We start from the raw sequence: 25,997 nt of genomic DNA on the forward strand, positions 1-25,997 counted from the left end.
GCACCCCGTGCTTGAGGCATTCTTCACCTCCCTGCTGGTTCTGGTCTGCGTCGGCGTGCTCGCCTTCACCGGCCTCGCAGTGAAGAAGCTGTACCAGGGCCAGCGCTGATCTCCGATCGGCCGCCCTCCCGGACCCGGAACCCCTCCCCACAGATCGCCTGAGCAGCCACACATGATCCAGATCCCGTCCGACCTGAACCCGGGGCTCGTCCCCCTCGCCTTCCTCCTCGGTACTTGGGAGGGCGCGGGCGTCTTCGACTTCCCCGGTGAAGAGAAGTGCAACTTCGGCCAGGAAGTCGTCTTCAGCCACGACGGCCGGGACTTCCTGGAGTACACCTCCCACAGCTGGGTCCTCGACGCCGAGGGCAACAAGGTGCGGCCGCTGGAGTCCGAATCCGGCTACTGGCGCATCGACAAGGACCGCAAGGTCGAGATCGTCATGGTCCGCGACCAGGGCGTCGTCGAGGTCTGGTACGGCGAGCTCGCCGACCGGAAGCCCCAGATCGACCTGGTGACGGACGCCGTCGCGCGCACCGCGGCCTCCGGCCCGTACAGCGGCGGCAAGCGGCTCTACGGCTACGTGAAGAGCGACCTGATGTGGGTCGGCGAGAAGGCCACGCCGGACGTCGAGCTGCGCCCGTACATGTCGGCCCAGCTCAAGAAGGTCGTCACGCCCGAGGAGGTCGCCGAGATGGCGCGCAACCTCCCGGACATGCCGGACGACGGCATCGCCTTCTTCCGCTGACGGTGGCTTTCCACAGACTGTGCAAGAAGGGGACCACGGGCCGGCCCGTGGTCCCCTTCGCGCGCTTACACTGGCCGGGTGGGGAGCATCGGAGACACCGGCAGTGCTGACTGGAAGACCGACCTGCGGCAGCGCGGGTACCGGCTGACCCCGCAGCGCCAGCTCGTGCTGGAAGCGGTCGACACGCTGGAGCACGCGACCCCGGACGAGATCCTCGCGCACGTGCGCAAGACCGCCTCCGGAGTCAACATCTCCACCGTCTACCGCACGCTGGAGCTCCTGGAGGAGCTGAAGCTCGTCTCGCACGCCCACCTCGGGCACGGCGCCCCCACGTACCACCTCGCCGACCGGCACCACCACATCCACCTGGTCTGCCGCGAGTGCACCGAGGTGATCGAGGCGGACGTGGACGTCGCCGCCGAGTTCACGGCGAAGCTGCGCGCCACCTTCGGCTTCGAGACCGACATGAAGCACTTCGCGATCTTCGGACTCTGCAAGAAGTGCGCCGCCAAGCAGCAGGACGCTCCGGCATAGGAGCGGGCCGGGCCGGGTCGTAGGCTTGGTGGCATGACCAGCAGCCCCTTGCTCCATCTCCCCGGCGCCGTACCGGCCGAAGGCCGCGACGAGGGCGTCGCCGCCCACTACGGAGAGCTGTACGGCGAACAACGCGCCCTCGCGGACGGCCGCGGTTTCGTCGACCTCTCGCACCGCGGAGTCGTCACCGTCACCGGACCGGAGCGGCTGAGCTGGCTGCACCTGCTGCTCACCCAGCACCTCACCGAACTCCCGCCCGGGCAGGCCACCGAGGCGCTGATCCTCTCCGCCAACGGCCACATCGAGCACGCGCTCTACCTCGTCGACGACGGCGAGACCGTGTGGGCGCACGTGGAGCCCGGCACGCAGGAGGCGCTGATCGCCTACCTGGAGTCGATGAAGTTCTTCTACCGCGTCGAAGTGGCCGACCGCACCGCCGACTTCGCCGTCGTGCACCTGCCGGCCGGCTCCATCGCCGAGGTCGCCAAGGAGTACGCCGTACGGGAGACCGCGCACGGCCGCGACGTCTTCGTGCCCCGCGCCGAGCTGGAGGCCTTCGCCGCCGCGCACGGCCCGGCCGCCGGGCTCCTCGCGTACGAGGCCCTGCGCGTGGAGGCGCACCGGCCGCGGCTCGGCCTGGAGACCGACCACCGCACCATCCCGCACGAGCTGGGCTGGATCGGCACCGCCGTGCACCTCCAGAAGGGCTGCTACCGCGGCCAGGAGACGGTGGCCCGCGTCCACAACCTCGGCAAGCCCCCGCGCCGCCTGGTCTTCCTGCACCTGGACGGTTCCGAGGTGCTCCTCCCGGCGCACGGCACCCCGATCCGGCTCGCCGCCGACGGGGAGGACGGCCGCCAGCTGGGCTTCGTGACCACCGCGGTCCGCCACCACGAGCTGGGCCCGATCGCCCTGGCGCTGGTCAAGCGGAACGTGCCGGTCGACGCCCCGCTGCTGGCCGGGAAGACGGCCGCCGCGCAGGAGGTCGTCGTAGCGCCGTAACGGCCTTGGACGCCGGTCCTGGATGCCGGTCCTAGATGTCGATGACGAGGGTGAACGGGCCGTGGTTGGTGAGCGAGACGCGCATGTCCGCGCCGAACCGGCCCGTCTCCACCGTCGCCCCCAGCGCGCGCAGCTGCCGGACGACCTCGTCGACCAGCGGCTCGGCCACCTCGCCGGGCGCCGCCGCGTTCCACGTGGGGCGGCGGCCCTTGCGGGCGTCCCCGTAGAGCGTGAACTGCGAGATCACCAGCAGCGGCGCATCGATGTCACTGCAGGACTTCTCCGCCTCGAGGATCCGTACGGACCACAGCTTGCGCGCCAGCTGCGCCGCCTTCTCCGGGGTGTCGTCGTGGGTCACCCCCACCAGCACGCACAGCCCCTCGCCGACGATCTCGCCCACGGTCTCACCGGCCACGACGACGCTCGCGCCGTCCACCCTCTGCACCACTGCTCGCATACCACCTGTGTATCAGGCGTGCACCCATCAGGGGCCGATCGGGTGGCGTGGGACTGCACCGGCACCACGGAGAGTGGCACGATGCACGCAGGCGGTGCTTCCCTCCGGTCCCACGGGTCCGGCGAGACCCCATGCACCGGTCGAGGGGACGGACACGTTCACATGAATACTTCTGGTACCTCCGTACCTGCATCACCCGTACCGGCATCAGCCGCGGCCACTGCGGCAGGCGCGGTCAGACCACCCGCACAGCGCACGGGCGAGGAGCAGGCGCTGACCACGCCCGCCATCTCGCTCGGGCTGCGGGAACTGCGCACGCTGCGCCGCGACGCGCAGCGCGACGAGGCCGATCTGAGCTACGTACGCAGGCTCCTCCAGGGCCGGATCGACATCCTGCGGGCCGAACTGGCCCGGCGCAGCGACCCGGAGGCGCCGGTGACCCCGGAGCCGCCGGTGGTCGACCGGCTCTCGGAGATCCTCGCCGACGCGCCCTCCAGCCGCAGCGCCTCTGCCCGGCACGTCACGCTCGGCACCCCGCACAGCGAGGAGTTCCGGCTGCTGGCCGCGGAGATGCTGTCCGACGTGGAGCTGTCGGACCTGGACGCCCGTACCGACGGCGAACTGCACGAGGCGATGGGCCGGTTGGTGCGCTACGAGCAGCAGGTCTCGTGGCGCCGCCGGCAGTTGCAGCGCACGGCGGACGACTGCAGCGCGGAGATCACCCGGCGCTACCGGGAGGGCGAGGCGCAGGTGGACGACCTGCTGGCGTAAGCGCGTCGGGCGCAGGGAAATTCAGGCGACTCGGCCGGGGGCTGCGGTTAGCGTGGCCGGTTATGAGTGCAGACGTCCGGCCGATCGCCGCATCCGAACTCCCCGAGTGGCTCCGAGCCGTGAACACCGGCTTCCTGCGCCCTGACCGTGTCACCGAGTCCGACCTCGCCCAGCGGGCCGAACACACCGACCTGGACCGCACGCTGGGCGCCTTCGACGCCGACACCGGCCGTTGCGCGGCCACCTTGCGCTCCTTCGCCCAGGAGCTGACCGTGCCCGGCGGCAGGGTGGTGCCCGCGAGCGCCGTCACCAATGTCGCCGTGCTGCCCACGCACCGCCGGCGCGGCCTGCTGACCCGGATGATGGCCGCCGAGCTGGCGGCCGCGCAGGCCCGCGGCGACGTGGTGTCCACGCTGATCTCCGCCGAGTACCCGATCTACGGGCGGTACGGCTACGGGTCCGCGGCCTCGATCACCGAGTGGGAGATCGACGTGAGCCGCGCTGGGCTCGACCCGCGCTGGTCCGGGCCCGCGGACGGCGCCCGCATCGAGCTGGTGGACGTGGCCGAGGCGCACGCGATCGGCCCCGCCCTGCACGAGCGGCTGCGGGCGGTCTCGCCCGGCACGGTCAGCCGCAACGAGCGATGGTGGCGCCTGGCCTGCGGGCTGGAGGAGACGTCGCTGCGCCCGTACAAGGACAAGTTCCACGCCGTGTACCGGACGGCGGACGGCGAGCCGGCCGGCCTCGCCGTGTACACGGCCGACGACCACTGGACGGACGGGAAGGTCCCGCTCAACACCGTGCAGGTCACGGAGCTGATCGCGGTCACCCCGGACGCGGAGCGCGCCCTGTGGCACTTCCTGTGCTCCATCGACTGGGTGCTGAAGGTCCGCACCGGCTACCGGGCCCCCGACGACCTCCTCCCGCACCTGCTGCCCGACCCGCGCTCGGCCACGATCGTGACCGCCTCGGACTTCCTGTGGGTACGGGTGATCGACGTCGTACGGGCCCTGGGCGCGCGGACGTACGCCGTGCCCGGGGTCCTCGTACTCGAGGTGACGGACGCGGCGGGGCCGGCCGCGGGCCGCTACCGGCTCGACGCGGGCACGGGGGAGTGCAAGGTCACCGAGGAGCCGGCGGACCTGCGCCTCGACGTGTCGGAGCTGGGCTCCCTGTACCTCGGCGACGAATCGGCGGTACGGCTCGGGGCGCTGGGGCGGATCACGGAGGAGCGGCCGGGGGCGCTGGCGCTCGCGGACGCGGTGTTCCGCACGGCGCGCCGCCCGTGGTGCCCGACGACGTTCTGATCCCGCAGGCCGGACGGTACGACACGGCATGGGATCGTTGACGCACGAACGAGAAGTGAGCTGAACTACGTGGCTTCGATTGTGGAAACCCTGCGCGCGGCGGGCTGCGTCTTCGCGGAGGAGGAGGCGGAGCTGCTGACGGCTGCCGCCGAGGACGACGGTCACCTGGCGGGCCTGGTGGCCCGCCGGGTCGGCGGCGAACCGCTGGAACACGTCGTCGGCCGGGCGGAGTTCTGCGGACTGCGCATGCGCGTGGGCGAGGGGGCCTTCGTACCGCGCCGGCGCACCGAGTTCCTGGTGCAGGAGGCCGTGGCCCTGGCCCGGGCGGACGCGGTGGTGCTGGACCTGTGCTGCGGGGTCGGCGCGCTGGGCGCGGCGGTGGCGGCGCAGCTGGGCTCCCGGGTGGAACTGCACGCGGCGGACATCGACCCGGCGGCGCTGGCGTACGCGCGGCTCAACGTGGCCCCGTACGGCGGGCGGGTCCACGAGGGCGACCTGTACGCGGCGCTCCCCGACTCGCTGCGCGGCCGGGTGGACCTGCTGGTGGTCAACGCCCCGTACGTACCGACGGAGGAGATCGGGCTGCTCCCCTCGGAGGCCCGCGATCACGAGCCCCTGGCCTCCCTGGACGGCGGCGCCGACGGCCTGGACATCCACCGCCGGGTCGCGGCGGGGGCCCTGCCCTGGCTGGCGCCCGGCGGCCGGCTGCTGATCGAGACGAGCGCCCGCCAGTCCCCGCAGACGGCCTCGGCCCTGTCGGCGGCGGGCCTGGCGGTCCGCGCGACCACCTCGGAGGAACTGCACGCCACGGTGGTGATCGGCACCCGCGCGGCCTAGGTCGGCAGCGTCCGCGCCTACTCGTATATCTGTGCGGCCGAGAGCTGTTCGGCGATCGACCGCCAGGTGACGGGCTCGAGTTCGTGGGCCCAGGGCGTGGCCGCGAGCCATGCGGCCCAGCTGTCGAGCCAGGCGTGCGGGGTGCCGTGCGCCCAGCTCCCGCCGTCGCCGGCCCACAGGCCGCGGGCGGCGCGGGCGTGCATCTCCCGCCGGTCGCGCGCGAAGTCGACGGCCAGCGTCGCCACGTACCGGCGCAGGTCCGCGGCGTCCGACACCGCGTCCTCGTCCGTCGGGGGCTCGGCGAGCGCGGGGTCCTGGCGGGGCTCGGCCGTGCGCGCCCGGTACAGCTGGCAGGCCAGCCCGCGCCAGCCGCCGCCGAGTGCGGCGGTGCCGTCGAGGTGGCGGTCCAGTACCGTCACCCAGCCCCACAGGAAGCCGTCGATCCCCCGGTGCGCCCGGGCGGCCTCGTCCTCGGCAGAGAGCAGAAGCAGGTACGCGACGAGGTCCGCGCGGGACTCCACCCGGTGCCACGCCTCGACGGTCTTGGGTGCGGTCATCCCGTGAGCGTACGGACCGCGCCGGTCCCGCTGCACGGCGGCCGCCGGATCCTGCCCGCGGCCCGTCGGGGTCTCCCGCCGGCGCCGCCTTAGGCTGGCAGGGTGAACCTCGAGGACCTCGTACGGCTGCGGCGGGCCCGGGACGCGATGGACCGGGACTACGCGCAGCCCCTCGACGTCCCGGCGCTGGCGCGCGTGGCCCTGATGTCGCCCGGGCACTTCTCCCGCAGTTTCCGCGCCGCCTTCGGGGAGACCCCGTACGGTTACCTGATGACCCGCCGCGTCGAGCGCGCCAAGGCGCTGCTGCGGCGCGGCGACCTCAGCGTGACGGAGGTCTGCTTCGCGGTCGGCTGTACCTCGCTGGGGTCGTTCAGCTCCCGCTTCACCGAGCTGGTCGGCGAGACCCCGAGCGCCTACCGGGCCCGCGGCCACGGCCCCGGCGCGGCCATCCCGGCGTGCATCGCCAAGATCCACACCCGGCCGGTCAGGAAGGGAACGGCCGCGGGCGGAGAAGCGGAATCCGCCGCCCGCCCGTAGCGTCGACGGCATGGAGATCAAGCTGTCCCAGTGCTTCATCGCCGTCGACGACCACGACAGGGCGCTCGCCTTCTACCGCGACGCCCTCGGCATGGAGGTCCGCAACGACGTGGCGTTCGAGGGGATGCGCTGGGTGACCATCGGCTCGCCCGCGCAGCCGGACGTGGAGATCGTCCTCGAACCGCCGGCCGCGAACCCGAACGCCTCGCCGGCCGACAAGCAGGCGATGGCCGAGCTGCTGGCCAAGGGCATGCTGCGGGGCGTGATCTTCTCCACCGACGATGTCGATGCCGCTTTCGAGCGCATCCGGGCCGCCGGGGGCGAGGTGCTCCAGGAGCCGATCGACCAGCCGTACGGGGTCCGCGACTGCGCCTTCCGCGATCCGGCCGGCAACATGCTGCGCTTCAACCAGCCGCGCTCCGGTGGGTGATTTTGCAAGCAGTCGCTTGCAATAGTTAGCAGAGTCCGGCAGGATCGGGGCATGGCAACGCTCAACGTCGGAAATCTCGGCGAATACCTCCGCGAGCAGCGGCGGCAGGCCCAGCTCTCGCTGCGGCAGCTGGCCGACGCGGCGGGGGTGTCGAATCCGTACCTGAGCCAGATCGAGCGCGGGCTGCGCAAGCCGAGCGCGGACATCCTGCAGCAGCTCGCCAAGGCGCTGCGGATCTCCGCGGAGACGCTGTACGTGCAGGCCGGGATCCTCGACGAGCGGGATCGCGACGAGGTGGAGACGCGGGCCGCGATACTCGGCGACCCGTCGATCAACGAGCGGCAGAAGCAGGTGCTGCTCCAGATCTACGACTCGTTCCGCAAGGAGAACGCCACCGAGGCCGGCCCGGCCGGCGCGGACGACGACACCGACATGCACCCTACGAACTGAACTGTTGATCCGGGAGGACCAGCCACATGGCCATCGCCGATGACCTGAAGAAGACCCTCACCGACCCGACTCCGCTCTACTTCGCCGCCGGCACCGCCGACCTCGCGGTGCAGCAGGCGAAGAAGGTGCCCGGGCTCATCGAGCAGCTGCGCGCCGAGGCACCCGCACGCATCGAGGCCGTGAAGAACACCGACCCGAAGATCGTGCAGGAGAAGGCCAGGGAGGCGCAGGAGGCGGTCACCGCCAAGTTCGCCGAGGTGCTGACCGCGATCGACCCGAAGAAGCTCGGGGAGACCGCGCAGGACCTGGCGCTGCGCGGGGTCGGCGTCGCCGCCGAGTACGCCGTGCGCGCCAAGGAGACGTACGACAAGGTCGCCGAGCACGGCGAGCAGGCGGTACGGACCTGGCGGGGCGAGGTCTCCGAGGAGATCGTCGACATCGCGGTCGCCGTCGAGCCGAAGAAGGAGCCGGCGGATGCCCCCGCCGCCGACGCCTCGGCCGAGGCCGCGGGCTCCGACGAGGAGAAGCCGGCCGCCCGCAAGTCCACGGTGCGCAGGAACAACACGAAGAAGGCCCCCGCACTGGCGGGCGACGAGAGCTGATTCGCGGACCGGAAACGGTTTCCGTGACGGCGGGCCGGGCACCTGCGGGGTGTCCGGCCCGTTGTGGTCTGCGAGGGCCGCTCTGCCGGTAGCGTGGAGGCAGGCGGCATCCGGCGTGCGAAGCGTGAGAAGGCGGTCGAGGCGATGTTGATGAACGGGTTCGATAACGGAGTACTTCCGTTGCTCGGGTTCGCCATGCTGGCACTCGCCGTCGTGGCCTTCGTCTTCGCGCTGCTGGCGCGGGAGGACGCGTACCGCGCCGCCGACAAGCAGACCAAGACGTTCTGGCTGGTCATCCTCGGGGTCACCGTGCTGGTGGACTTCTTCCTGGGGATGCTGTTCCTGGAGATCGCCGGCCTCGTGGCCACCATCGTGTTCCTCGTCGACGTACGCCCGGCCCTCAAGCAGGTCTCGGGCGGCGGCGGTGGCGGCCGGCGCAAGGGCGGCAGCAGCAGCGACGGTCCGTACGGCCCGTACAACGGCGGGCGCTGACCCCCCCCGACGGCCCTCGGCTAACCCGCGGCTAACCCTCCGCGCGGGAGAGCAGCACCACGGCCACGTCGTCGGTGAGCTCGCCGCCGTTGAGGCGCCGGGCCTCGGTCACGGAGGCCTCCAGCAGGCCCTCGCCGCTCAGACCCTCTGCGAGGTGCCGGTTGATCATCTCGACCATCCCGTCCTGCCCGAGCCGCTCCTTGCCCTCGCCGATGCGGCCCTCGATCAGGCCGTCGGTGTAGAGCATCAGGCTCCAGGTGCCGCCCAGCTCGACCTGGCGGCGGGGCCAGCGGGCCTTGGGCAGCAGGCCGAGCGCCGGCCCGCTGTTCTCGTACGGGAGCAGCTGCGCGCGGCGGCCCGGGCGGGATATCAGCGGCGCCGGATGGCCGGCCAGGCACAGGCCCGCGCGGCGGCCGTCGGGGGAGATGTCCACCGTGCACAGGGTCGCGAAGATCTCCTCGCAGGGGCGCTCCACCTCCAGGACCTCCTGGAGGGTGGCCAGCAGGTCGTCGCCGCACAGGCCGGCCAGGGTCAGGGCGCGCCAGGCGATGCGGAGCTCGACGCCGAGGGCGGCCTCGTCGGGGCCGTGGCCGCAGACGTCGCCGATCATGGCGTGCACGGTGCCGTCGGGGGTGCGGACGGTGTCGTAGAAGTCCCCGCCGAGGAGGGCGCGGCTGCGGCCGGGGCGGTAGCGGGCGGCGAATCGGAGGTCCGACCCCTCGAGGAGGGGGTTGGGGAGCAGGCCGCGCTCGAGGCGGGCGTTCTCCTGGGCCCGAAGTTTCGATTCTGCAAGCTTGTACTGGGCGATGTCCGCGCGCTTTCTCTCCACGGCGTAGCGGATCGCCCGGCTCAGGAGCCGGCCGTCCAGCTCGTCGCGGAAGAGGAAGTCCTGCGCGCCGACCCGGACGGCCTCGGCGGCGCGCTCGGCATCGGCCTCGGCGGTGAGGACGAGGACGGCGTGGCGGGGCGCGATCCGGAGCACCTCGCGCAGGGTGTCCAGCTGGTCGACGACCGCGGTACGGGAGCCGCCGGAGGTGGACCCTGTACCGGAGAGGGAGAGGTCCAGCAGGATGCAGTGCACGTCGTGGGTGAGCAGGCGCGCGGCCTCGGTGAGGTTGCGGGCGGTGCGGAGGCGGATGCGGTGCCGGTCGGCGTCGAGGATCTCGGGCACGGTGAGCCCGCCTGCGGGGTCGTCCTCGATCACCAGCAGGGTCAGGGACGCCTGGGGTGTGGTGGCGTGCGGGGCTGCGGGCAGCTGAGCGGCCTGAGCGCTCTCCGTGGCGGGGGTCTCCCTCTGCCGCGGTACGGGTACGGCCATCGTCTCCGGTTCCTTCCCTCCCCCCGAGGGTGCGTCCGGCCGACCCTAGCGGTCGGTGGCCGCAGAACGGAATGGTGTTCCGGGCCAGGGCCGCTGTCATATGCCGTTATCGCGGGGGAATGCGCCTTACTGAATGACCAACGTCACGGCGGAGGCCGTCGCCGTCCCGCCTGGCGAGACGCCCGGAACCCCCCCGCAGGTTCCCTCCGCCACGGCCTTTCCCACCCCGCGTCGCAGACCCCTCACGGCCGGTGGCCGCGGCCCGCCGGCAGCGGTTACGCGTCCGGGCGGACCACTGCCTTGATCGGCATCGAGCCCGCGCCCGTCAGGGTGACGTTGCGGCCCGGGCGGGGGGCGTGGATGATCGCGCCGTCACCCACGTACATCCCGACATGGCTGGCGTCGTCGAAGTAGATGATCAGGTCGCCCGGCCGCATGTCCTTGATCGCGACCTTCGGCAGCAGCCGCAGCTGCTCCTGCGAGGTGCGCGGGATGCCCTTGCCCGCGGCCCGCCAGGCCTGCGAGGTGAGGCCGGAGCAGTCGAACGAGTCCGGTCCCACGGCGCCCCACACGTACGGCTTGCCCATCTGCGCCGTCGCGTACTGGATCGCCTTCTTCCCCGACTCCGACGCCGAGCTGTTGATCTCCTTCAGCACGCCCGTCGACAGCCATGCCGACTGCGCCTTGTACTGGGCCTCCTGCTCGAGCTGGATCAGCCGGGCCTTCTCCTCGGCCTGCAGCTTGCTCTCCAGCGCCTCCGCCGCCTTGATCTTCTCCTCGATCTGCTTCTTCGAGGTCTCCTGCTTGATCCGGTTGGCTTCGAGCTTCTCCCACTGCGCGGTCGCGTCCTTCGCGTACTGCTGCAAGTCGCTCTGCGTGCGGTTCATTTCGGACATCAGGTCCGTGGCGGCCTTCTCGCCCCGCCGGATCCGGTCCGCCCCGTCGAGGAACTGGCTCGGGCTGCTGCTCAGGGCCAGCTGCGCGCCGGCCGGCATCCCGCCCGAGCGGTACTGGGCGCGTGCGGCGGCCCCCGCGCGGTTCTTGAGGGCCGTGATCCGGTCCTGCCCCGCCACCACCTGCTTCGCGATCTCGACGATCTTGGCGGACTGGGCCTTGGCCTCGCCGTCGGCGAGGTTGTACGCGTCCGTCGCCGTGCCCGCCTGGCGGTACAGCTCGTCGATCTCCTTGCGCACCTGCTCGAGGGACTTGACGCCCGGCTCCGGCAGTGGCGCCGCCTGCGCCGTACCGCTCATGCCCGCCACGGCGAGCAGCGCCGTCGCACACAGCAGCGTGAGAGCGGACGCACCGCTGCGCCGCCTACGCTCCACGGTCCCCATGGTCCCCCCAAGGTGCCCCGAGCCCGACCCGACGCCGAATCAACGCCGGATCCGGCATCGCATCTGACTATTCATCAGTAACTTTGCACTGCCTTCGGGATGGTGCCACGAGTCGGTGAATTCCAACACCCTCACAGGTGTCATCCCGATCTTCCCCAGTCCCCCACACGCATCCCGACGGCTCAACGGGCCACCCCGGCAACCGGTTCCCCGCAGCTCCACATTTCACCCCGCCGGGCGCAACGCCTCCCAGCGCACCGTCAGTTCCCCCTGCCGCCACCGCACCGGCCCGTCCGCCAGCGGCCAGTCGGCGGCCAGCGCCCGCGCCGTCCGGATCCAGCGCTGCCGCGCCCCGTACGAGGCGTACGGCGCCGCCGCCGCCCACGCCCGGTCGAAGTCGCGCAGGAACGCATGCACCGGCTCGCCCGGCACGTTGCGGTGGATGAGTGCCTTCGGCAGCCGCTCCGCCAGGTCCGAAGGGCGCTCCAAGGAGCCCAGCCGGGTCGCGAACGTCACCGTGCGCGCCCCCTCCGGCCCCAGCGCGACCCACACATGGCGCCGCCCGATCTCGTCACAGGTCCCCTCGACGAGCAGCCCGTCCGGGGCCAGGCGCGCGCACAGCCGCTCCCACACCGCCGCCACCTGCTCCTCGTCGTACTGGCGCAGTACGTTCGCCGCGCGGATCAGCGCCGGGCGGGCCCCGCCCTCCAGCGGCACCTCGAACCCGCCGTGCCGGAAGCTGAGCCCCTCGCGCTCGTACGGCTTCGCCGCCGCGACCCGCGCCGGTTCGATCTCGATGCCGACCACCCGCACCCGCGGCGCCGCCTCCCGCAGCCGGGCCAGCAGCTCCACCGCCGTCCACGGCGCGGCCCCGTAGCCGAGGTCCACCGCGACCGGAGCCTGCGCCCGCCGCAGCACCGCCCCGTGCGCGGCCGCGATCCAGCGGTCCATCCGGCGCAGCCGGTTCGGGTTCGTCGTCCCGCGGGTCACCGTGCCCACAGGGCGGCGCGGGGGCGGGGCGGAGCGGGAGGACATGCGCCGAGGGTAAGCGGAGGGGACCCGCCGGAGGAAAAGAGAGCAGACCGCGCGGCAAACACCGAGGAAAAAACACCGGCTCACGGAATGCGGGGCACGGCCGTGCGGGTTGCACTCCTTGGAGGGCGCCCCGCGCGCTCCGTGAGCCGTGCCCTGCCCCTGCCCGTCCCGTCCAGCACGCCGCCGTCCGAGCGAGAGGAACTGCTCTCTTGAGCCAGTACGTGTCCCGCCTCGGCGGCAGCCTCAGCGGCCGGATCGCCGCCGCCCGCGGCACCCGCCACGACCCGCCCCGCCTGCGCCTGCCGGCCGTCGGCCACCACCGCAAGCCGCGCCGCGTCGCCATGCTCAGCGTGCACACCTCGCCGCTGCACCAGCCCGGCACCGGCGATGCCGGCGGTATGAACGTGTACATCGTGGAGCTGGCCAAACGCCTCGCCGCGATCAACATCGAGGTCGAGATCTTCACCCGCGCCACCGAGGGCGGCCTCCCGTCCGCGGTCGAGCTGGCCCCCGGGGTCCTCGTACGGCACGTGGACGCGGGCCCGTACGAAGGCCTCGCCAAGGAGGAGCTCCCGGCCCAGCTGTGCGCCTTCACCCACGGCGTCATGCAGGCCTGGGCCGGCCACCGGCCCGGCTACTACGACCTCGTCCACTCCCATTACTGGCTCTCCGGCCACGTGGGCTGGCTCGCCGCCGAGCGCTGGGGCGTCCCCCTCGTCCACGCCATGCACACCATGGCCAAGGTCAAGAACGCCGCGCTGGCCGAGGGCGACACGCCCGAACCCGCCGCCCGCGTCATCGGCGAGACCCAGATCGTGGCCGCCGCCGACCGGCTCATCGCGAACACCACCGAAGAGGCCGAGGAACTGGTCCGGCACTACGAGGCAGACCCCGGCAAGGTCGCCGTCGTCCACCCCGGCGTGAACCTCGACCGCTTCACCGTCGGCGACGGCCGGGCCGCCGCCCGCGCCCGCCTCGGCCTGCCGCAGGACGCCGTCATCCCGCTCTTCGCCGGCCGGATCCAGCCGCTCAAGGCCCCCGACATCCTGCTGCGCGCGGTCGCCGAGCTCGTCGACCGGGACCCCGCGCTGCGCCGGCGACTCTTCGTCCCCGTCGTCGGCGGCCCCAGCGGCAGCGGACTCGCCAAGCCGGAGGGGCTGCAGAAGCTCGCGGCGAAGCTCGGCATCGCCGACCTCGTCCACTTCCACCCGCCGGTCCGCCAGGACGCGCTCGCCGACTGGTTCCGGGCGGCGTCCGTGCTGGTCATGCCCTCGTACAGCGAGTCCTTCGGGCTCGTCGCGATCGAGGCCCAGGCCACCGGCACGCCGGTGCTGGCCGCCGAGGTCGGCGGGCTGCCGGTCGCCGTCAACGACGGGGTGACGGGGATCCTCGTACCCGGGCACGACCCGGTGGACTACGCGCGGGAGCTGCGGCGCTTCGTGGACGACCCGGCGCTCGTGGGCCGGATGGGCGCCGAGGCCGCGCGGCACGCGCAGTTCTTCGGCTGGGACACGGCGGCGAGCGGCACGGCGGACGTGTACACCGCAGCCATGCATGATCACCGCCGTCGCGTACGCTCCCACCATGGCTGACGCTGACATCGCCGACACCGCCGCGATCATCGAGAGCACCCTCGCCGAGGCCGGACTCGCGTGGGAGAGCCCGCAGCCGGGCTCGTACGTGGTCCAGCTCCCCGGCACCCGCAAGCTGAGCACCACCTGCTCGGTCCGGGTCGGCCGGCACTCCCTGTCGGTGAACGCCTTCGTCATCCGGCACCCCGACGAGAACGAGGCGGGCGTCCACCGCTGGCTGCTGGAGCGCAACCTCAAGCTGTACGGGATGGCCTACGCGGTCGACGCCCTCGGCGACGTCTACCTGACGGCCCGGCTCCCGCTGTCCGTGGTCACCCCCGAGGACCTGGACCGGCTGCTCGGCACGGTCCTGGAGGCGGCGGACGGCGCCTTCAACACGCTGCTGGAGCTGGGCTTCGCGAGCGCGATCCGCCGCGAGTACGAATGGCGCGTCTCGCGCGGCGAGCCGACGTACAACCTGGACGCCTTCAAGCACCTGACGCAGCCGTCGTCCTGACCCTTCCTAGGCCTCGACGGGATCCGGGGCCGGGGCCGCGGCAGCCGGCGCGGCAGCCGGTGCCGATGCCGAGACCACGGACCCGGGCTCGTCCTCGGCGAGGTTCCGCATCAGCAGCCAGTAGCCCAGCGCCGCCACCGTGCCCAGCAGCGCCACGGACGCCCAGAGCCAGCCCGCGCCCCACTGGTCGATCATGAACCCGGCCATCAGCGGAGCGAGCAGCGAGGCCACCGCCCAGGACAGCGTGTACATGCCCTGGTAGCGGCCGCGCCCGTGCAGCGGGGAGAGCCGGGCGACCAGGCCCATCTGGGTCGGAGAGTTGATGATCTCGGCCAGCGTCCACACGCAGACGGTCAGCCCCAGGCTCCACACCGACCCGGCGAAGGCCGTCAGCCCGAACCCGTACCCGGCCAGCAGCGCCGAGACCACCAGCAGCTTCTGCGGGTCGCCCTTCTCGATGAACCGGGTGACCGGGATCTGCAGCAGCACGATCAGCACCCCGTTGACGGCGATGACCAGCCCGTAGTCCCCGGCCGAGAAGCCTCCCGTGCCCATGGCCAGCGGCAGCCCGAACGAGCCCTGCGTGAAGATCAGCGAGATCAGGAACGACAGCCCGACCACGCCCATGAAGCGCCCGTCCCGCAGTACGGTCCCGAGCCCGGTCTCCGGTTCGGCGGCGCCCTTCTCCTCGGCGGTCCGCTCCGGCCGCGACTCCGGCAGCTTCACGTACACGAGCACCGCGCAGACCAGCGTCAGCGCCGCCTCGCCGAGGAACCCGGCGAGGTAGCTGTACTCGGCGACGAAGCCCGCCGCCGTCGCCGAGACGGCGAAGCCGAGGTTGATCGCCCAGTAGTTCAGCGCGAAGGCCCGGACCCGGTCCTGCGGCCGGACGATGTCCGCCATCATCGCCTGCACCGCCGGGCGCGAGGCGTTCGAGGTCATGCCGACCAGCAGCGCCACCGCGGCGATGGCCGCCGGGTGCTCCATGAAGCCGAGCAGCGCCACCGAGAACGCCGTCGAGGCCTGAGCCGCCATCAGGGTCGGGCGCCGGCCCAGCCGATCGGTCATCACGCCCGCGACGAGCGAGGAGATCACCCCGCCGAGCCCGTGCAACGCCACCACGAGTCCCGCGAAGGAGGCCGAATAGCCCCGGTCCACGGTCAGGTACAAGGTCATGAACGTGGCGACGAAGGCCCCGAGCCGGTTGACCAGCGTGCTGGTCCACAGCCACCAGAACTCCCGCGGCAGCCCCGACACGCTCTCGCGCGCCGCCCGTCTGAGACTGGCAACGGACATACGGAATCCCCCCGGCGATGTAAGCGGCTCTCCTGCTCACCGCACCCTACGGGTGGGGGGTCTGCGAAGGCCACCGGATTGACGCGCACCGTCAATCCACGGCCGTGGACACCGCGCGCGAGCGCCCCCGCGCGTCCATTAGGCTCGTACGCATGGCCGACGCACCGTACAAGCTGATCCTCCTCCGCCACGGCGAGAGCGAGTGGAACGCGAAGAACCTGTTCACCGGCTGGGTGGACGTCAATCTCAACGAGAAGGGCGAGAAGGAGGCAGTCCGCGGTGGCGAACTCCTGAAGGACGCCGACCTCCTCCCCGACGTGGTCCACACGTCCCTCCAGAAGCGCGCGATCCGCACCGCGCAGCTCGCCCTGGAGTCCGCCGACCGCCACTGGATCCCGGTCCACCGCTCGTGGCGCCTGAACGAGCGCCACTACGGTGCGCTCCAGGGCAAGGACAAGGCCCAGACCCTCGCCGAGTTCGGCGAGGAGCAGTTCATGCTGTGGCGCCGCTCGTACGACACCCCGCCGCCGGCCCTCGAGGACGGTACGGAGTTCTCCCAGTCCGAGGACCCGCGCTACGCGACCATCCCCCCGGAGCTGCGCCCGCGCACCGAGTGCCTCAAGGACGTCGTCGTCCGCATGCTCCCGTACTGGTACGACGGCATCGTCCCGGACCTCCTCGCGGGCCGCACGGTCCTGGTCGCCGCGCACGGCAACTCCCTGCGCGCGCTGGTCAAGCACCTGGACGGCATCTCCGACGCCGACATCGCGGGCCTGAACATCCCGACCGGCATCCCGCTCGCCTACGAGCTGGACGCCGAGTTCAAGCCCCTCAACCCGGGCGGCACCTACCTCGACCCGACCGCCGCAGCGGCCGCGATCGAGGCGGTCAAGAACCAGGGCAAGAAGTAACACCGACGCGTACGGAAAAGGCCCCCGCCTGCTGGTTTCAGTGGGCGGGGGCCTTTTCGTCGCTCTGGGTGCCGGGGTGGGGTGGCCGGGTCAGCCGCCGCACTGGCAGGGGGCGCCGGACTGGCAGCCGCAGCCGCAGCCGGAGCCGCAGCCGCAGGCCGCGAGCAGCGGGAGCCGCAGGGGTTCGGGCCGGGGCTGCTGCTCGTGATCCGGGGTGATGGGGACGGGGGATTCGGGCATGGATCCTCCTCGCAGGCGGAGTGCGTGGCGTCTTCTGCTTTCCGTGCCTCTTACTGCCTTCGCCCTCATTCATGCCCAGCCGTACCGGCGCGTCAACGGCGCACGGGGGCAGAACGGCTCAGACGCCGTCGACCTGCGTCGGAGCCTGCAGCTCGTCCGCGTGCTCGCCCGTCACCAGGTAGACCACGCGCTTGGCCACCGACACCGCGTGGTCCGCGAAGCGCTCGTAGTAGCGGCCCAGCAGGGTCACGTCCACCGCGGTCTCGATGCCGTGCTTCCAGCGGTCGTCCATCAGGTGCTGGAACAGCGTGCGGTGCAGCTGGTCCATCTCGTCGTCGTCCTGCTCCAGCTGGAGCGCCAGGTCGACGTCCTTCGTGATGATGACCTCGGCCGCCTTCGCCATCAGGCGCTGCGCCAGCTGCCCCATCTCCAGCATGGTCGCGTGCAGGTCGCGCGGCACCGCCGTGTCCGGGAAGCGCAGCCGGGCCAGCTTCGCCACGTGCTGGGCCAGGTCGCCCGAGCGCTCCAGGTCGGCGGACATGCGCAGCGAGGTCACCACGATGCGCAGGTCGGTGGCGACCGGCTGCTGGCGCGCGAGCAGCGCGATGGCACGGGCCTCCAGGTCGTGCTGGAGGTCGTCGACCTTCTGGTCGGCGGCGATGACGCTCTCGGCGAGCTTCAGATCGGCGTCGAGCATGGACGTCGTGGCCCGCCCGATCGCGGAACCGACGAGCCGTGCCATCTCGACCAGGCCTTCCCCGATCGAGTCCAGTTCCTCGTGGTACGCGTCACGCATGGGTTGTCCCTCTCTTGCCTACTGCCTCTTGCCCCACGGGCCGGGCCGGGGCGGCCTCATGCCCCACGTTGACACGTTCGGCCGCAAACGCGTCCGACTGCGGCATCACAAGTGAATCAGCCCCGTCGCCACGGTGAACTCTGGGCGACGACTGTTCGAGGTGCCACCCGAACGGCTGTGGAAGTGCCGTTGCGCCTGCTTAACCTGGATGCATGGACGTGAACGCGGCGGTCGCCGCAGCTGCAGCGATCGCCGGTCTTTGCACCGGTGTGATCGCGATGCTGGCGTTCCGCTGGAGCGAGCGCGACCAAGCCCGCCCCACCCGGAGCTCCATGCGCCCCGACATCAATGCGGTGCTCCCGCCCGGCGTGGACACCGTCCTCTCCGTGCTCCGCTCCTCCGCCGTCGTACTCGACGAGGGGGACGCCGTCGTCAAGGCCTCGTCCGCCGCTTACGCCCTCGGGCTCGTACGCGGCGGCAAACTGGCCGTCGAGCCCATGCTCCACATGGCCCGCGACACGCGCCGCGACGGGGAGATACGCCAGGTCGAGCTCGACCTGCCCCGGCGCGGTACCGGCCGCGGCGAGGCCCTCGCGGTCTCGGCGCGCGTCGCCCCCCTCGGCTCCCGGCTCGTCCTGCTCCTGGTCGAGGACCTCACCGAGGCCCGCCGCATCGAGGCCGTACGGCGCGACTTCGTCGCGAACGTGTCGCACGAGCTGAAGACGCCGGTCGGGGCCATCTCCCTGCTGTCCGAGGCCGTCATGGACGCCTCGGACGACCCCGAGGCGGTCAGCCGCTTCGCCGGCCGCATGCAGATCGAGGCCACCCGCCTGATCAACCTCGTGCAGGAGCTCATCGACCTCTCCCGGGTACAGAACGACGACCCGCTCGAGGACGCGGAGCCCGTACGAGTGGACACGCTGGTGGCCGAAGCCATCGACCGCTGCCGCCACACGGCGTCCTCCAAGCAGATCACCATGGCCGCCGGCGGCACCGCCGACCTGCGCGTCTGGGGCCACCGCGGCCAGCTCGCGGCGGCCCTCGGGAACCTGGTCGAGAACGCCGTCAACTACAGCCCCGCCCGCACCCGCGTCGGCATAGCCGGACGCAGGGTCGCGGCACCTGGGGGAGACTTGATCGAGATCGCCGTGACCGACCAGGGCATCGGCATCCCGGAAAAGGACCGCGAGCGCATCTTCGAGCGCTTCTACCGCGTGGACCCGGCCCGCTCCCGCGCCACGGGAGGAACCGGCCTCGGCCTTGCGATCGTGAAGCACGTAGCGGCCTCGCACGGCGGGGAGGTGTCCGTCTGGAGCTCGGAGGGTCAGGGCTCCACGTTCACCCTGCGCCTGCCGGAAGCGGCCGCTCAGGCTCCGGCATCCACGGCCGCCCCGGCCGCGGAGCCGGCCCCCGCACCCACCCACGCCACCCCTGCCTGAACCAGAACCAGCCATTCCTGCCCCGGAGGTCCTTCCGTGACCCGAGTGCTCGTCGTCGAGGATGAGGAATCCTTCAGCGACGCCCTGTCCTACATGCTCCGCAAGGAGGGCTTCGAGGTCGCCATCGCCGCGACCGGGCCCGACGGGCTCGACGAGTTCGAGCGCAACGGCGCCGACCTCGTCCTCCTCGACCTGATGCTCCCCGGCCTGCCCGGCACGGAGGTCTGCCGGCAGCTGCGCGGCCGCTCCAACGTCCCCGTCATCATGGTGACGGCCAAGGACAGCGAGATCGACAAGGTCGTCGGGCTGGAGATAGGAGCCGACGACTACGTCACGAAGCCCTTCTCCTCGCGGGAGCTGGTCGCCCGCATCCGCGCGGTCCTGCGCCGCCGCGGCGAGCCGGAGGAGGTCACCCCGGCCGCGCTGGAGGCCGGCCCCGTACGGATGGACGTCGACCGCCACGTGGTCACCGTCGCCGGAGCCAAGGTGGACCTCCCCCTGAAGGAGTTCGACCTGCTCGAGATGCTGCTGCGCAACGCGGGCCGCGTACTGACCCGCATGCAGCTGATCGACCGGGTCTGGGGCGCGGACTACGTCGGCGACACCAAGACCCTGGACGTCCACGTGAAGCGCCTCCGCGCCAAGATCGAGCCGGACCCGGGCGCGCCGCGCTACCTGGTCACGGTCCGCGGCCTGGGCTACAAGTTCGAGCCGTAGGCCGCAGCCTCCGGCGGTTGCGGGGGCTCTTGAGCCGTAGCCGTCAGGTTTGATCTGCAGTGCAGTCGTATACGAAAGGGCCCCCTCCGCCGGAGCGGAGGGGGCCCTTTCGTGCGTGGTACCGGTGGCTCAGTGGCCGGCGCTGTGCGAGGGGGAACCCGACGGCGAACCCGAGGCCGCGCCCGACGGGGTGCCCGAAGCGGCGCCAGACGGGGTCGTGGCCGGGGAGCCGGACGGGCTGCCCGACGGCGTGCCCGAGGGGCTGCCCGACGGGGCCGAGCCGGGGGCCGCGGCCGGGGCCTCGGTCGGGCCGAAGCCCGCGTACATGCCGGTGGCCGGGACGACGAACGCTTCGAGCCCGACGTCGCCCGCCTTGCTCAGCTGGAAGACGACCTTCTGCGCGTTGCCGTTCTGCACGGCCTCGCCGCCCTCGACCACGGCGGAGGCGTTGCCCTTGCCGCCGATGACCACGGAGCCGTGGGCCGGCACGGTGACCTTGCCGGCTGCGCCCTCGGTGCCCTTCAGGACGACCTTGGACTTGCCACCCGGGAGGGTGATGGCGTCGAGGGTCTGCGGCGTGTCGCCGGTGTTGAAGACCGTCGCGGAGACCGCGGCCGGGCCCTTCTTCTCCTTCTCGCCCTGAGTGATCACCAGCGCGTTCTGGATCTTGATGTCGCCCTTGGTGACGGCGGCGTTGTCCGGCTTGATCTGGAGCGTCTCCGCGTTCTGACCCGCACCGCAAGCGGCCAGCGAGGCGATCGAGAACACGACGGCGGTGGCGGCGAGGGCGCCGCGTCGAAGGCTGCGGCTCACGGCGGCGGCAACTCCTTGGACGTACGGAACGGAAGGGTGGGCAGTCCCAGGGCGGCCGAGGTAAAGCCGTCCTAAGGGTGTGTCAGCGCGCTTAGGTTACCGAGCCGCCACCCCGCCCCCGCACCCGACCCTCCGCAGCGCACGGGCCGCCCTGCCCCGCCCCGCGATCTTCCTTTCCGTCCGCTCGTCCGCCAGCCCTTCCGGTGGTCCTTCCTGCAGTCCTTCCGGCCGTCCTTCCGCCGGCACTTCCCGCGCCGTTCATCCGCCGATCATGTGCCGCCCGCATATCGCCCGCCGGACCTGCCGTGATCAATTCCGGGATTCCTTCGAACGGCCCGCGGTGATCAATTCCGGGATTGGGCCGGAACCGCTCCGTACGCGTGGTCGCCAGTCGAACGGAGTAGTTCGGTTTCCCGGCTTCAAAACCGGCAAAACGGGACGTACGTCACATGGGTGGGACCGCCACCCGGGTGTAACGTGGCCGTTTCGCCCGGTCCGCACAGCGGCTCCGACCTGCGAATACCCCCCTCCGGAAGCCCTTCGCAGCACGTTCGTGTCGCTGTTGTCAAGCCCCGAGATGTGCCCTGACCTGCGAAAACGCCATTCATAACAGTCAGTTCTCGTGTTACCCTGGATAGCCACGGAAGGGGTACCTGTCACATGACGTTCAAGGTTGGCGACACCGTGGTCTATCCCCATCACGGGGCCGCGCTGATCGAGGCCATCGAAACTCGCCAGATCAAAGGCGTGGACAAGACCTACTTGGTGCTCAAGGTCGCCCAGGGCGACCTGACGGTTCGTGTGCCTGCGGACAATGCGGAGTTCGTCGGCGTTCGCGACGTAGTCGGCCAGGACGGGCTGGACCGGGTCTTCGAGGTGCTGCGTGCACCGTATGCCGAAGAGCCGACGAACTGGTCCCGGCGCTACAAGGCAAATCTGGAGAAGCTCGCTTCTGGCGATGTCATCAAGGTCGCCGAAGTGGTGCGTGACCTGTGGCGTCGTGAGCGTGAGCGCGGGCTTTCCGCGGGCGAGAAGCGCATGCTCGCGAAGGCGCGCCAGATCCTGGTGAGCGAGCTCGCGCTCGCCGAGAACACCAACGAGGACAAGGCGGAAGCCCTCCTCGACGAGGTTCTCGCGTCCTGACGCGGCGTGCCGCCCAGGAAAACAGCGAAAACAGCGTTCACACGGTTGTGCCGCGGTGCCCGATGACACGCCCTCTCCTCCACGAGAGGGCTGTTGCCGGGCGCTGCGGCATGTCTGCACCCACATCTTTTTCCACCGGCGTGCCGGGTCCGGACAGCCTGCTCGACCGGTCGTCACGGAAGGGGCGAGGGCGTCGCACCCGGCACCCTTCAGGCCATACCCATGTCGGCCGAAGTCACAAACCTGGCTCGGAGCTACTGATGTCTGACGAAACGCGCCCCCACCGCACCGCCGCGGTGATCCCGGCCGCCGGCCGCGGGGTACGCCTCGGCCCCGGCGCCCCCAAGGCCCTGCGGACCCTCGGCGGCACCCCCATGCTCATCCACGCCGTCCGCGCGATGGCCCGCTCCCGGGCCGTCTCCCTCGTGGTCGTCGTCGCCCCGTCCGACGGCGCCGCCGAGGTGCGCCGGCTCGTCGACGAGCACGCCCTGCCCGAGAGGACCGAGATCCTGGTCGTCCCCGGCGGCGAAACCCGCCAGGAATCCGTACGGGCCGGCCTCGCCGCGCTTCCCGCGGACGTCACCTCCGTCCTCATCCACGACGCGGCCCGCCCGCTCGTCCCCGTGGACACCGTCGACTCCGTCGTCGAAGCCGTACGCGACGGCTCGCCCGCCGTGGTGCCGGCGCTGCCGCTGGCCGACACCGTCAAGGAGGTCGAGCCCGGCGGGCCCGGCGAGCCCGAGCCGGTCGTCGCCACCCCCGAGCGGGCCCGGCTGCGCGCCGTGCAGACCCCGCAGGGCTTCGACCTCGCCACCCTCGTCCGCGCGCACGAGACCATCGCCGTCAACGGCGAGGGCGCCACCGACGACGCCGGAATGGTGGAACAGCTCGGCATCACCGTCATGGTGGTCCCCGGCCACGAAGAGGCCTTCAAGGTCACCCGTCCGCTCGACCTGGTCCTCGCCGAGGCCGTACTCGCCCGCAGGAGGGCCACCGATGCGTACTAGCTCCGCAGGTTCCGAGGAGTCCGCCGCGGCGGTCGCCGCCGGCCCCGTCATCCCGCTCGTGGGAATCGGCACCGACGTGCACGCCTTCGAGGCCGGGCGCGAGCTGTGGTGCGCCGGCCTGCTCTGGGAGGGCGAGGACGGCCTCGCCGGCCACTCCGACGGCGACGTCGCCGCCCACGCCGCCTGCGACGCCCTCTTCTCCGCCGCCGGCGTCGGCGACCTCGGCGCCCACTTCGGCACCTCCCGCCCCGAGTGGTCCGGTGCCGCCGGCGTCACCCTCCTGGCGGAAGCCGCCCGCATCGTCCGCGCCGAGGGCTTCGAGATCGGCAACATCGCCATCCAGGTGATCGGCGTACGCCCGAAGATCGGCAAGCGGCGCGAAGAAGCGCAGAAGGCGCTCGCGGCGGCGGCCGGCGCCCCCGTCTCCGTCTCCGGCACCACCACCGACGGCCTCGGCCTCACCGGCCGCGCCGAGGGCCTCGCCGCCATCGCCACCGCACTGGTGTACCGGACGAACCCCGCCTAGGTCGTCCGGCCCCGTCCGTTCGGGTCCCCGACCACACCGCTTCGGCAACAAAGCGCCCCCGCGCCCTTAAAGGGTCGCGGGGCACTGCCGCAGGCGCACTACCCTGGATGCCGTGACTATTCGCCTGTACGACACCAGCGCCCGGCAGATCCGCGACTTCACCCCGCTCGTCCCGGGCTGCGTCTCGATCTACCTCTGCGGCGCCACCGTCCAGGCGGCCCCGCACATCGGGCACATCCGGTCGTACCTCAACTTCGACGTCATGCGCCGCTGGTTCACCTACCGCGGCCTCGACGTCACCTTCATCCGCAACGTCACCGACATCGACGACAAGATCATCTCGAAGGGTGAGGCCCAGGGCCGCCCGTGGTGGTCCATCGGCTACGAGAACGAGCGCGCCTTCAACGACGGCTACAACGCGCTGGGCTGCCTCCCGCCCACGTACGAGCCGCGCGCGACCGGCCACGTGCCCGAGATGATCGAGATGATGCGCACGCTCATCGAGCGCGGCCACGCCTACGAGGCGGACGGCAGCGTCTACTTCGACGTGCGCTCCTTCCCCGGCTACCTGGAGCTGTCGAACCAGAGCATCGACGACCTGCGCCAGCCCGCCGAGGACGGCATCACCGGCAAGCGCGACCCCCGCGACTTCGCCATGTGGAAGGCCAGCAAGCCCGGCGAGCCCGACTGGGAGACCCCGTGGGGCCGCGGCCGCCCCGGCTGGCACCTCGAGTGCTCCGCCATGGCGCACAAGTACCTCGGCGAGGCCTTCGACATCCACGGCGGCGGCCTGGACCTGATCTTCCCGCACCACGAGAACGAGATCGCCCAGGCCAAGGCCTTCGGCGACGAGTTCGCGAAGTACTGGGTCCACAACGCCTGGGTCACCATGTCCGGCGAGAAGATGTCCAAGTCCCTCGGCAACTCGGTGCTCGTCTCCGAGATGGTCAAGAACTGGCGCCCCATCGTCCTGCGCTACTACCTCGGCACCCCGCACTACCGCTCGATGATCGAGTACAGCGAGGAGGCGCTGCGCGAGGCCGAGTCCGCTTTCGCGCGCATCGAGGGCTTCTACCAGCGCGTCATCGAGAAGGCCGGCAAGACCGTCGACCCCGCTCCCGAGGTCCCGCCCGCCTTCGCCGAGGCCATGGACGACGACCTGGGCGTCCCGCAGGCGCTGGCCATCGTCCACACCACGGTCCGCCAGGGCAACAGCGCCCTCGCCGCCGACGACAAGGACGCCGCCATCGCCCGGCTGTCCGAGGTACGGGCCATGCTCGGCGTCCTCGGCCTGGACCCCCTCGACCCGCACTGGGCCGGTGAGTCCGACCGCGGCGAGGACCTGCACGGCGCCGTCGACACCCTCGTACGCCTCGTCCTGGAACAGCGCGAGTCCGCCCGGGCCCGCAAGGACTGGGCGACCGCCGACGCCATCCGCGACCAGCTCCAGCAGTCGGGCCTGGTCATCGAGGACAGCCCGGCAGGCCCGCGCTGGACGCTCGGCCCGCGCTGAGCGCTCGGCCCGCACTGAGCCCGGGCAGCCGAGTTTGGTGGCCGCCCGGCGATCCGGGCGGCACACTCTTCATACGTACATATCGCAGCATCAACGAAAACAGGTAGAGGTCATGGCCGGGAACAGCCAGCGCAGGAACCGCCGCACGTCCAACAAGAAGGGCGCGACGGTCGGCAGCGGTGGCCAGCGGCGCAAGGGCCTGGAAGGCAAGGGCCCCACGCCCAAGGCCGAGGACCGCAAGAAGCACAAGGCGAACCGCATCAGCAACGCCATGGCCCGGCAGGCCGCCAAGCGCCGTCCGGCCCCGCGCCGCGGCGGCCCCAAGGGCACCAGCGAGATGGTCGTCGGCCGCAACCCGGTCTTCGAGGCGCTGCGTGACGGCGTCCCCGCCACCACCCTCTACGTCCAGCAGTTCATCGACAACGACGAGCGCGTCCGCGAGGCCCTCCAGCTCGCCGGCGCGCGCGGCAACATCAACCTGATGGAAGCCCCGCGCCCCGAGCTCGACCGCATGACCAACGGGCTCAACCACCAGGGCCTGGTCCTCCAGGTCCCGCCCTACGAGTACGCGCACCCGGAGGACCTCACCGCCGCCGCGTACGACGAGGGCGACGACCCGCTGATCGTCGCCCTCGACGGGGTCACCGACCCCCGCAACCTCGGTGCGATCGTCCGCTCCGTCTCCGCCTTCGGCGGCCACGGCGTGGTCATCCCCGAGCGCCGCGCGGCCGGTATGACCGCCGGTGCCTGGAAGAGCTCGGCCGGCACCGCCGCCCGCACCCCGGTCTCCCGCGTCACCAACCTGACCCGCGCCCTCCAGGACTTCAAGAAGGCCGGCATCGCCATCGTCGGCCTGGCCGCCGAGGGCACGCACGAGGTGCAGGACCTGGAGGCGCTCGGCGGTCCCGTCGTCATCGTCGTCGGCTCCGAGGGCAAGGGCCTCGGCCGCCTCGTCGGCGAGAACTGCGACTACCTCGTCCGCATCCCGATGCCGGGTGGCGCCGAGTCGCTGAACGCCGGTGTCGCCGCGGGTGTCGTGCTCTACGAGGCGGCCCGCCGCCGGGCCACCCGCGGCCGCGCCTGACCCCGGGCGGCCC

The 25,997-nt window shown here is 71.8% G+C and carries 30 protein-coding genes; 21 read left to right on the plus strand and 9 right to left on the minus strand.

From position 1 onward, the window contains the following. The first annotated feature begins 172 nt into the window (after window positions 1-172). The 3 genes from OG299_RS21905 (at window position 173) to ygfZ (ending at window position 2,281) form a co-directional block, all read left to right on the plus strand. Window positions 173-745, plus strand: a complete 573-nt coding sequence (locus OG299_RS21905; protein ID WP_327362364.1) for a heme-binding beta-barrel domain-containing protein — start codon at window positions 173-175, stop codon at window positions 743-745. A 78-nt stretch (window positions 746-823) separates the two neighbouring features. Then, window positions 824-1,279: a Fur family transcriptional regulator gene (locus tag OG299_RS21910; protein WP_266628031.1), complete on the plus strand. Its 456-nt coding sequence runs from the start codon at window positions 824-826 to the stop codon at window positions 1,277-1,279. A 33-nt stretch (window positions 1,280-1,312) separates the two neighbouring features. Beyond that, a complete protein-coding gene (gene ygfZ, locus OG299_RS21915; protein ID WP_266628033.1) occupies window positions 1,313-2,281 on the plus strand; it encodes a CAF17-like 4Fe-4S cluster assembly/insertion protein YgfZ in 969 nt (322 codons plus the stop codon). Window positions 2,282-2,312: 31 nt separating this feature from the next. Here ygfZ and dtd read toward each other — a convergent pair whose 3' ends face one another. Next, window positions 2,313-2,738, minus strand: a complete 426-nt coding sequence (dtd, locus tag OG299_RS21920; protein ID WP_266628034.1) for a D-aminoacyl-tRNA deacylase — start codon at window positions 2,736-2,738, stop codon at window positions 2,313-2,315. A gap of 162 nt (window positions 2,739-2,900) precedes the next feature. On the opposite strand from dtd, the gene OG299_RS21925 reads away from it, so the two are divergent. The 3 genes from OG299_RS21925 to OG299_RS21935 all read left to right on the plus strand — a co-directional run bounded on the left by OG299_RS21925 (window position 2,901) and on the right by OG299_RS21935 (window position 5,653). Then, on the plus strand, window positions 2,901-3,509 hold the full coding sequence (locus OG299_RS21925; protein ID WP_266628036.1) for an RsiG family protein: 609 nt from the start codon (window positions 2,901-2,903) through the stop codon (window positions 3,507-3,509). 62 nt (window positions 3,510-3,571) lie between these two features. Next, the gene (locus OG299_RS21930) at window positions 3,572-4,816 is read left to right on the plus strand and encodes a GNAT family N-acetyltransferase (RefSeq protein WP_266628038.1); all 1,245 of its coding nucleotides are present in this window, start codon (window positions 3,572-3,574) and stop codon (window positions 4,814-4,816) included. A 60-nt stretch (window positions 4,817-4,876) separates the two neighbouring features. Next, window positions 4,877-5,653, plus strand: a complete 777-nt coding sequence (locus OG299_RS21935; protein WP_327364571.1) for a putative protein N(5)-glutamine methyltransferase — start codon at window positions 4,877-4,879, stop codon at window positions 5,651-5,653. 17 nt (window positions 5,654-5,670) lie between these two features. Here OG299_RS21935 and OG299_RS21940 read toward each other — a convergent pair whose 3' ends face one another. After that, window positions 5,671-6,210 (minus strand): hypothetical protein, encoded by a 540-nt coding sequence (locus tag OG299_RS21940; protein WP_327362365.1) that lies wholly within the window; start codon window positions 6,208-6,210, stop codon window positions 5,671-5,673. Between the two features lie 102 nt (window positions 6,211-6,312). Between OG299_RS21940 and OG299_RS21945 the strand changes: the two genes are divergently transcribed. From OG299_RS21945 to OG299_RS21965, 5 genes are all read left to right on the plus strand, one after another. Continuing rightward, window positions 6,313-6,747, plus strand: a complete 435-nt coding sequence (locus OG299_RS21945) for a helix-turn-helix domain-containing protein (protein ID WP_266628042.1) — start codon at window positions 6,313-6,315, stop codon at window positions 6,745-6,747. Window positions 6,748-6,757: 10 nt separating this feature from the next. Further along, window positions 6,758-7,177: a VOC family protein gene (locus tag OG299_RS21950; protein ID WP_327362366.1), complete on the plus strand. Its 420-nt coding sequence runs from the start codon at window positions 6,758-6,760 to the stop codon at window positions 7,175-7,177. A gap of 51 nt (window positions 7,178-7,228) precedes the next feature. Beyond that, window positions 7,229-7,627: a helix-turn-helix domain-containing protein gene (locus OG299_RS21955; protein WP_266628044.1), complete on the plus strand. Its 399-nt coding sequence runs from the start codon at window positions 7,229-7,231 to the stop codon at window positions 7,625-7,627. 26 nt (window positions 7,628-7,653) lie between these two features. After that, window positions 7,654-8,229: a hypothetical protein gene (locus OG299_RS21960; protein WP_266628046.1), complete on the plus strand. Its 576-nt coding sequence runs from the start codon at window positions 7,654-7,656 to the stop codon at window positions 8,227-8,229. 144 nt (window positions 8,230-8,373) lie between these two features. Next, window positions 8,374-8,721, plus strand: a complete 348-nt coding sequence (locus OG299_RS21965) for a DUF2516 family protein (protein WP_266628048.1) — start codon at window positions 8,374-8,376, stop codon at window positions 8,719-8,721. A 31-nt stretch (window positions 8,722-8,752) separates the two neighbouring features. Here the strand turns inward: OG299_RS21965 and OG299_RS21970 are convergent, their stop codons facing one another. The 3 genes from OG299_RS21970 to OG299_RS21980 form a co-directional block, all read right to left on the minus strand. Further along, window positions 8,753-10,039, minus strand: a complete 1,287-nt coding sequence (locus OG299_RS21970) for a PP2C family protein-serine/threonine phosphatase (protein WP_266628050.1) — start codon at window positions 10,037-10,039, stop codon at window positions 8,753-8,755. A 275-nt stretch (window positions 10,040-10,314) separates the two neighbouring features. Further along, window positions 10,315-11,376, minus strand: a complete 1,062-nt coding sequence (locus tag OG299_RS21975) for a C40 family peptidase (protein ID WP_327362367.1) — start codon at window positions 11,374-11,376, stop codon at window positions 10,315-10,317. A gap of 225 nt (window positions 11,377-11,601) precedes the next feature. Further along, window positions 11,602-12,411, minus strand: coding sequence for a class I SAM-dependent methyltransferase (locus tag OG299_RS21980; RefSeq protein WP_327362368.1), 810 nt, complete (start codon window positions 12,409-12,411; stop codon window positions 11,602-11,604). A gap of 209 nt (window positions 12,412-12,620) precedes the next feature. Here OG299_RS21980 and mshA point away from each other — a divergent pair, with 209 nt between their 5' ends. After that, window positions 12,621-14,003, plus strand: a complete 1,383-nt coding sequence (mshA, locus tag OG299_RS21985; RefSeq protein WP_389864813.1) for a D-inositol-3-phosphate glycosyltransferase — start codon at window positions 12,621-12,623, stop codon at window positions 14,001-14,003. Continuing rightward, a complete protein-coding gene (locus OG299_RS21990) occupies window positions 13,996-14,499 on the plus strand; it encodes a type III secretion system chaperone family protein (RefSeq protein ID WP_266628054.1) in 504 nt (167 codons plus the stop codon). Before mshA ends, OG299_RS21990 begins: the two co-directional genes overlap by 8 nt. A 6-nt stretch (window positions 14,500-14,505) precedes the next feature. On the opposite strand, the gene OG299_RS21995 is transcribed toward OG299_RS21990, so the two are convergent. Beyond that, window positions 14,506-15,795: an MDR family MFS transporter gene (locus tag OG299_RS21995; RefSeq protein WP_327362369.1), complete on the minus strand. Its 1,290-nt coding sequence runs from the start codon at window positions 15,793-15,795 to the stop codon at window positions 14,506-14,508. A gap of 152 nt (window positions 15,796-15,947) precedes the next feature. On the opposite strand from OG299_RS21995, the gene OG299_RS22000 reads away from it, so the two are divergent. Beyond that, on the plus strand, window positions 15,948-16,706 hold the full coding sequence (locus OG299_RS22000; RefSeq protein WP_266628056.1) for a phosphoglyceromutase: 759 nt from the start codon (window positions 15,948-15,950) through the stop codon (window positions 16,704-16,706). 90 nt (window positions 16,707-16,796) lie between these two features. Here OG299_RS22000 and OG299_RS22005 read toward each other — a convergent pair whose 3' ends face one another. After that, window positions 16,797-16,946 carry a hypothetical protein gene (locus OG299_RS22005; protein WP_266628058.1) on the minus strand — a complete coding sequence of 50 codons (150 nt, stop codon included), beginning with the start codon at window positions 16,944-16,946 and terminating at the stop codon, window positions 16,797-16,799. Between the two features lie 118 nt (window positions 16,947-17,064). Further along, window positions 17,065-17,742, minus strand: coding sequence for a phosphate signaling complex protein PhoU (phoU, locus tag OG299_RS22010; RefSeq protein ID WP_266628059.1), 678 nt, complete (start codon window positions 17,740-17,742; stop codon window positions 17,065-17,067). 212 nt (window positions 17,743-17,954) lie between these two features. Here phoU and OG299_RS22015 point away from each other — a divergent pair, with 212 nt between their 5' ends. After that, a complete protein-coding gene (locus tag OG299_RS22015; protein WP_327362370.1) occupies window positions 17,955-19,181 on the plus strand; it encodes a two-component system sensor histidine kinase PhoR in 1,227 nt (408 codons plus the stop codon). Between the two features lie 36 nt (window positions 19,182-19,217). Further along, a complete protein-coding gene (locus OG299_RS22020) occupies window positions 19,218-19,898 on the plus strand; it encodes a two-component system response regulator PhoP (RefSeq protein ID WP_007265514.1) in 681 nt (226 codons plus the stop codon). A gap of 129 nt (window positions 19,899-20,027) precedes the next feature. Here the strand turns inward: OG299_RS22020 and OG299_RS22025 are convergent, their stop codons facing one another. Further along, a complete protein-coding gene (locus tag OG299_RS22025; protein ID WP_266628063.1) occupies window positions 20,028-20,711 on the minus strand; it encodes a copper chaperone PCu(A)C domain-containing protein in 684 nt (227 codons plus the stop codon). A gap of 660 nt (window positions 20,712-21,371) precedes the next feature. On the opposite strand from OG299_RS22025, the gene OG299_RS22030 reads away from it, so the two are divergent. The 5 genes from OG299_RS22030 to rlmB all read left to right on the plus strand — a co-directional run bounded on the left by OG299_RS22030 (window position 21,372) and on the right by rlmB (window position 25,984). Beyond that, window positions 21,372-21,854, plus strand: coding sequence for a CarD family transcriptional regulator (locus OG299_RS22030; RefSeq protein WP_003953493.1), 483 nt, complete (start codon window positions 21,372-21,374; stop codon window positions 21,852-21,854). A gap of 260 nt (window positions 21,855-22,114) precedes the next feature. Then, on the plus strand, window positions 22,115-22,861 hold the full coding sequence (gene ispD, locus OG299_RS22035; protein ID WP_266628065.1) for a 2-C-methyl-D-erythritol 4-phosphate cytidylyltransferase: 747 nt from the start codon (window positions 22,115-22,117) through the stop codon (window positions 22,859-22,861). Continuing rightward, window positions 22,851-23,387 carry a 2-C-methyl-D-erythritol 2,4-cyclodiphosphate synthase gene (gene ispF, locus OG299_RS22040; protein WP_266628067.1) on the plus strand — a complete coding sequence of 179 codons (537 nt, stop codon included), beginning with the start codon at window positions 22,851-22,853 and terminating at the stop codon, window positions 23,385-23,387. Before ispD ends, ispF begins: the two co-directional genes overlap by 11 nt. Window positions 23,388-23,499: 112 nt before the next feature. Beyond that, the gene (gene cysS, locus OG299_RS22045; RefSeq protein WP_266628069.1) at window positions 23,500-24,900 is read left to right on the plus strand and encodes a cysteine--tRNA ligase; all 1,401 of its coding nucleotides are present in this window, start codon (window positions 23,500-23,502) and stop codon (window positions 24,898-24,900) included. A 112-nt stretch (window positions 24,901-25,012) separates the two neighbouring features. Continuing rightward, window positions 25,013-25,984, plus strand: coding sequence for a 23S rRNA (guanosine(2251)-2'-O)-methyltransferase RlmB (gene rlmB / locus OG299_RS22050; RefSeq protein ID WP_266628071.1), 972 nt, complete (start codon window positions 25,013-25,015; stop codon window positions 25,982-25,984). Window positions 25,985-25,997: the final 13 nt, after the last annotated feature.

The organism is Streptomyces sp. NBC_01296, from assembly GCF_035984415.1.
Taxonomy (GTDB): domain Bacteria; phylum Actinomycetota; class Actinomycetes; order Streptomycetales; family Streptomycetaceae; genus Streptomyces.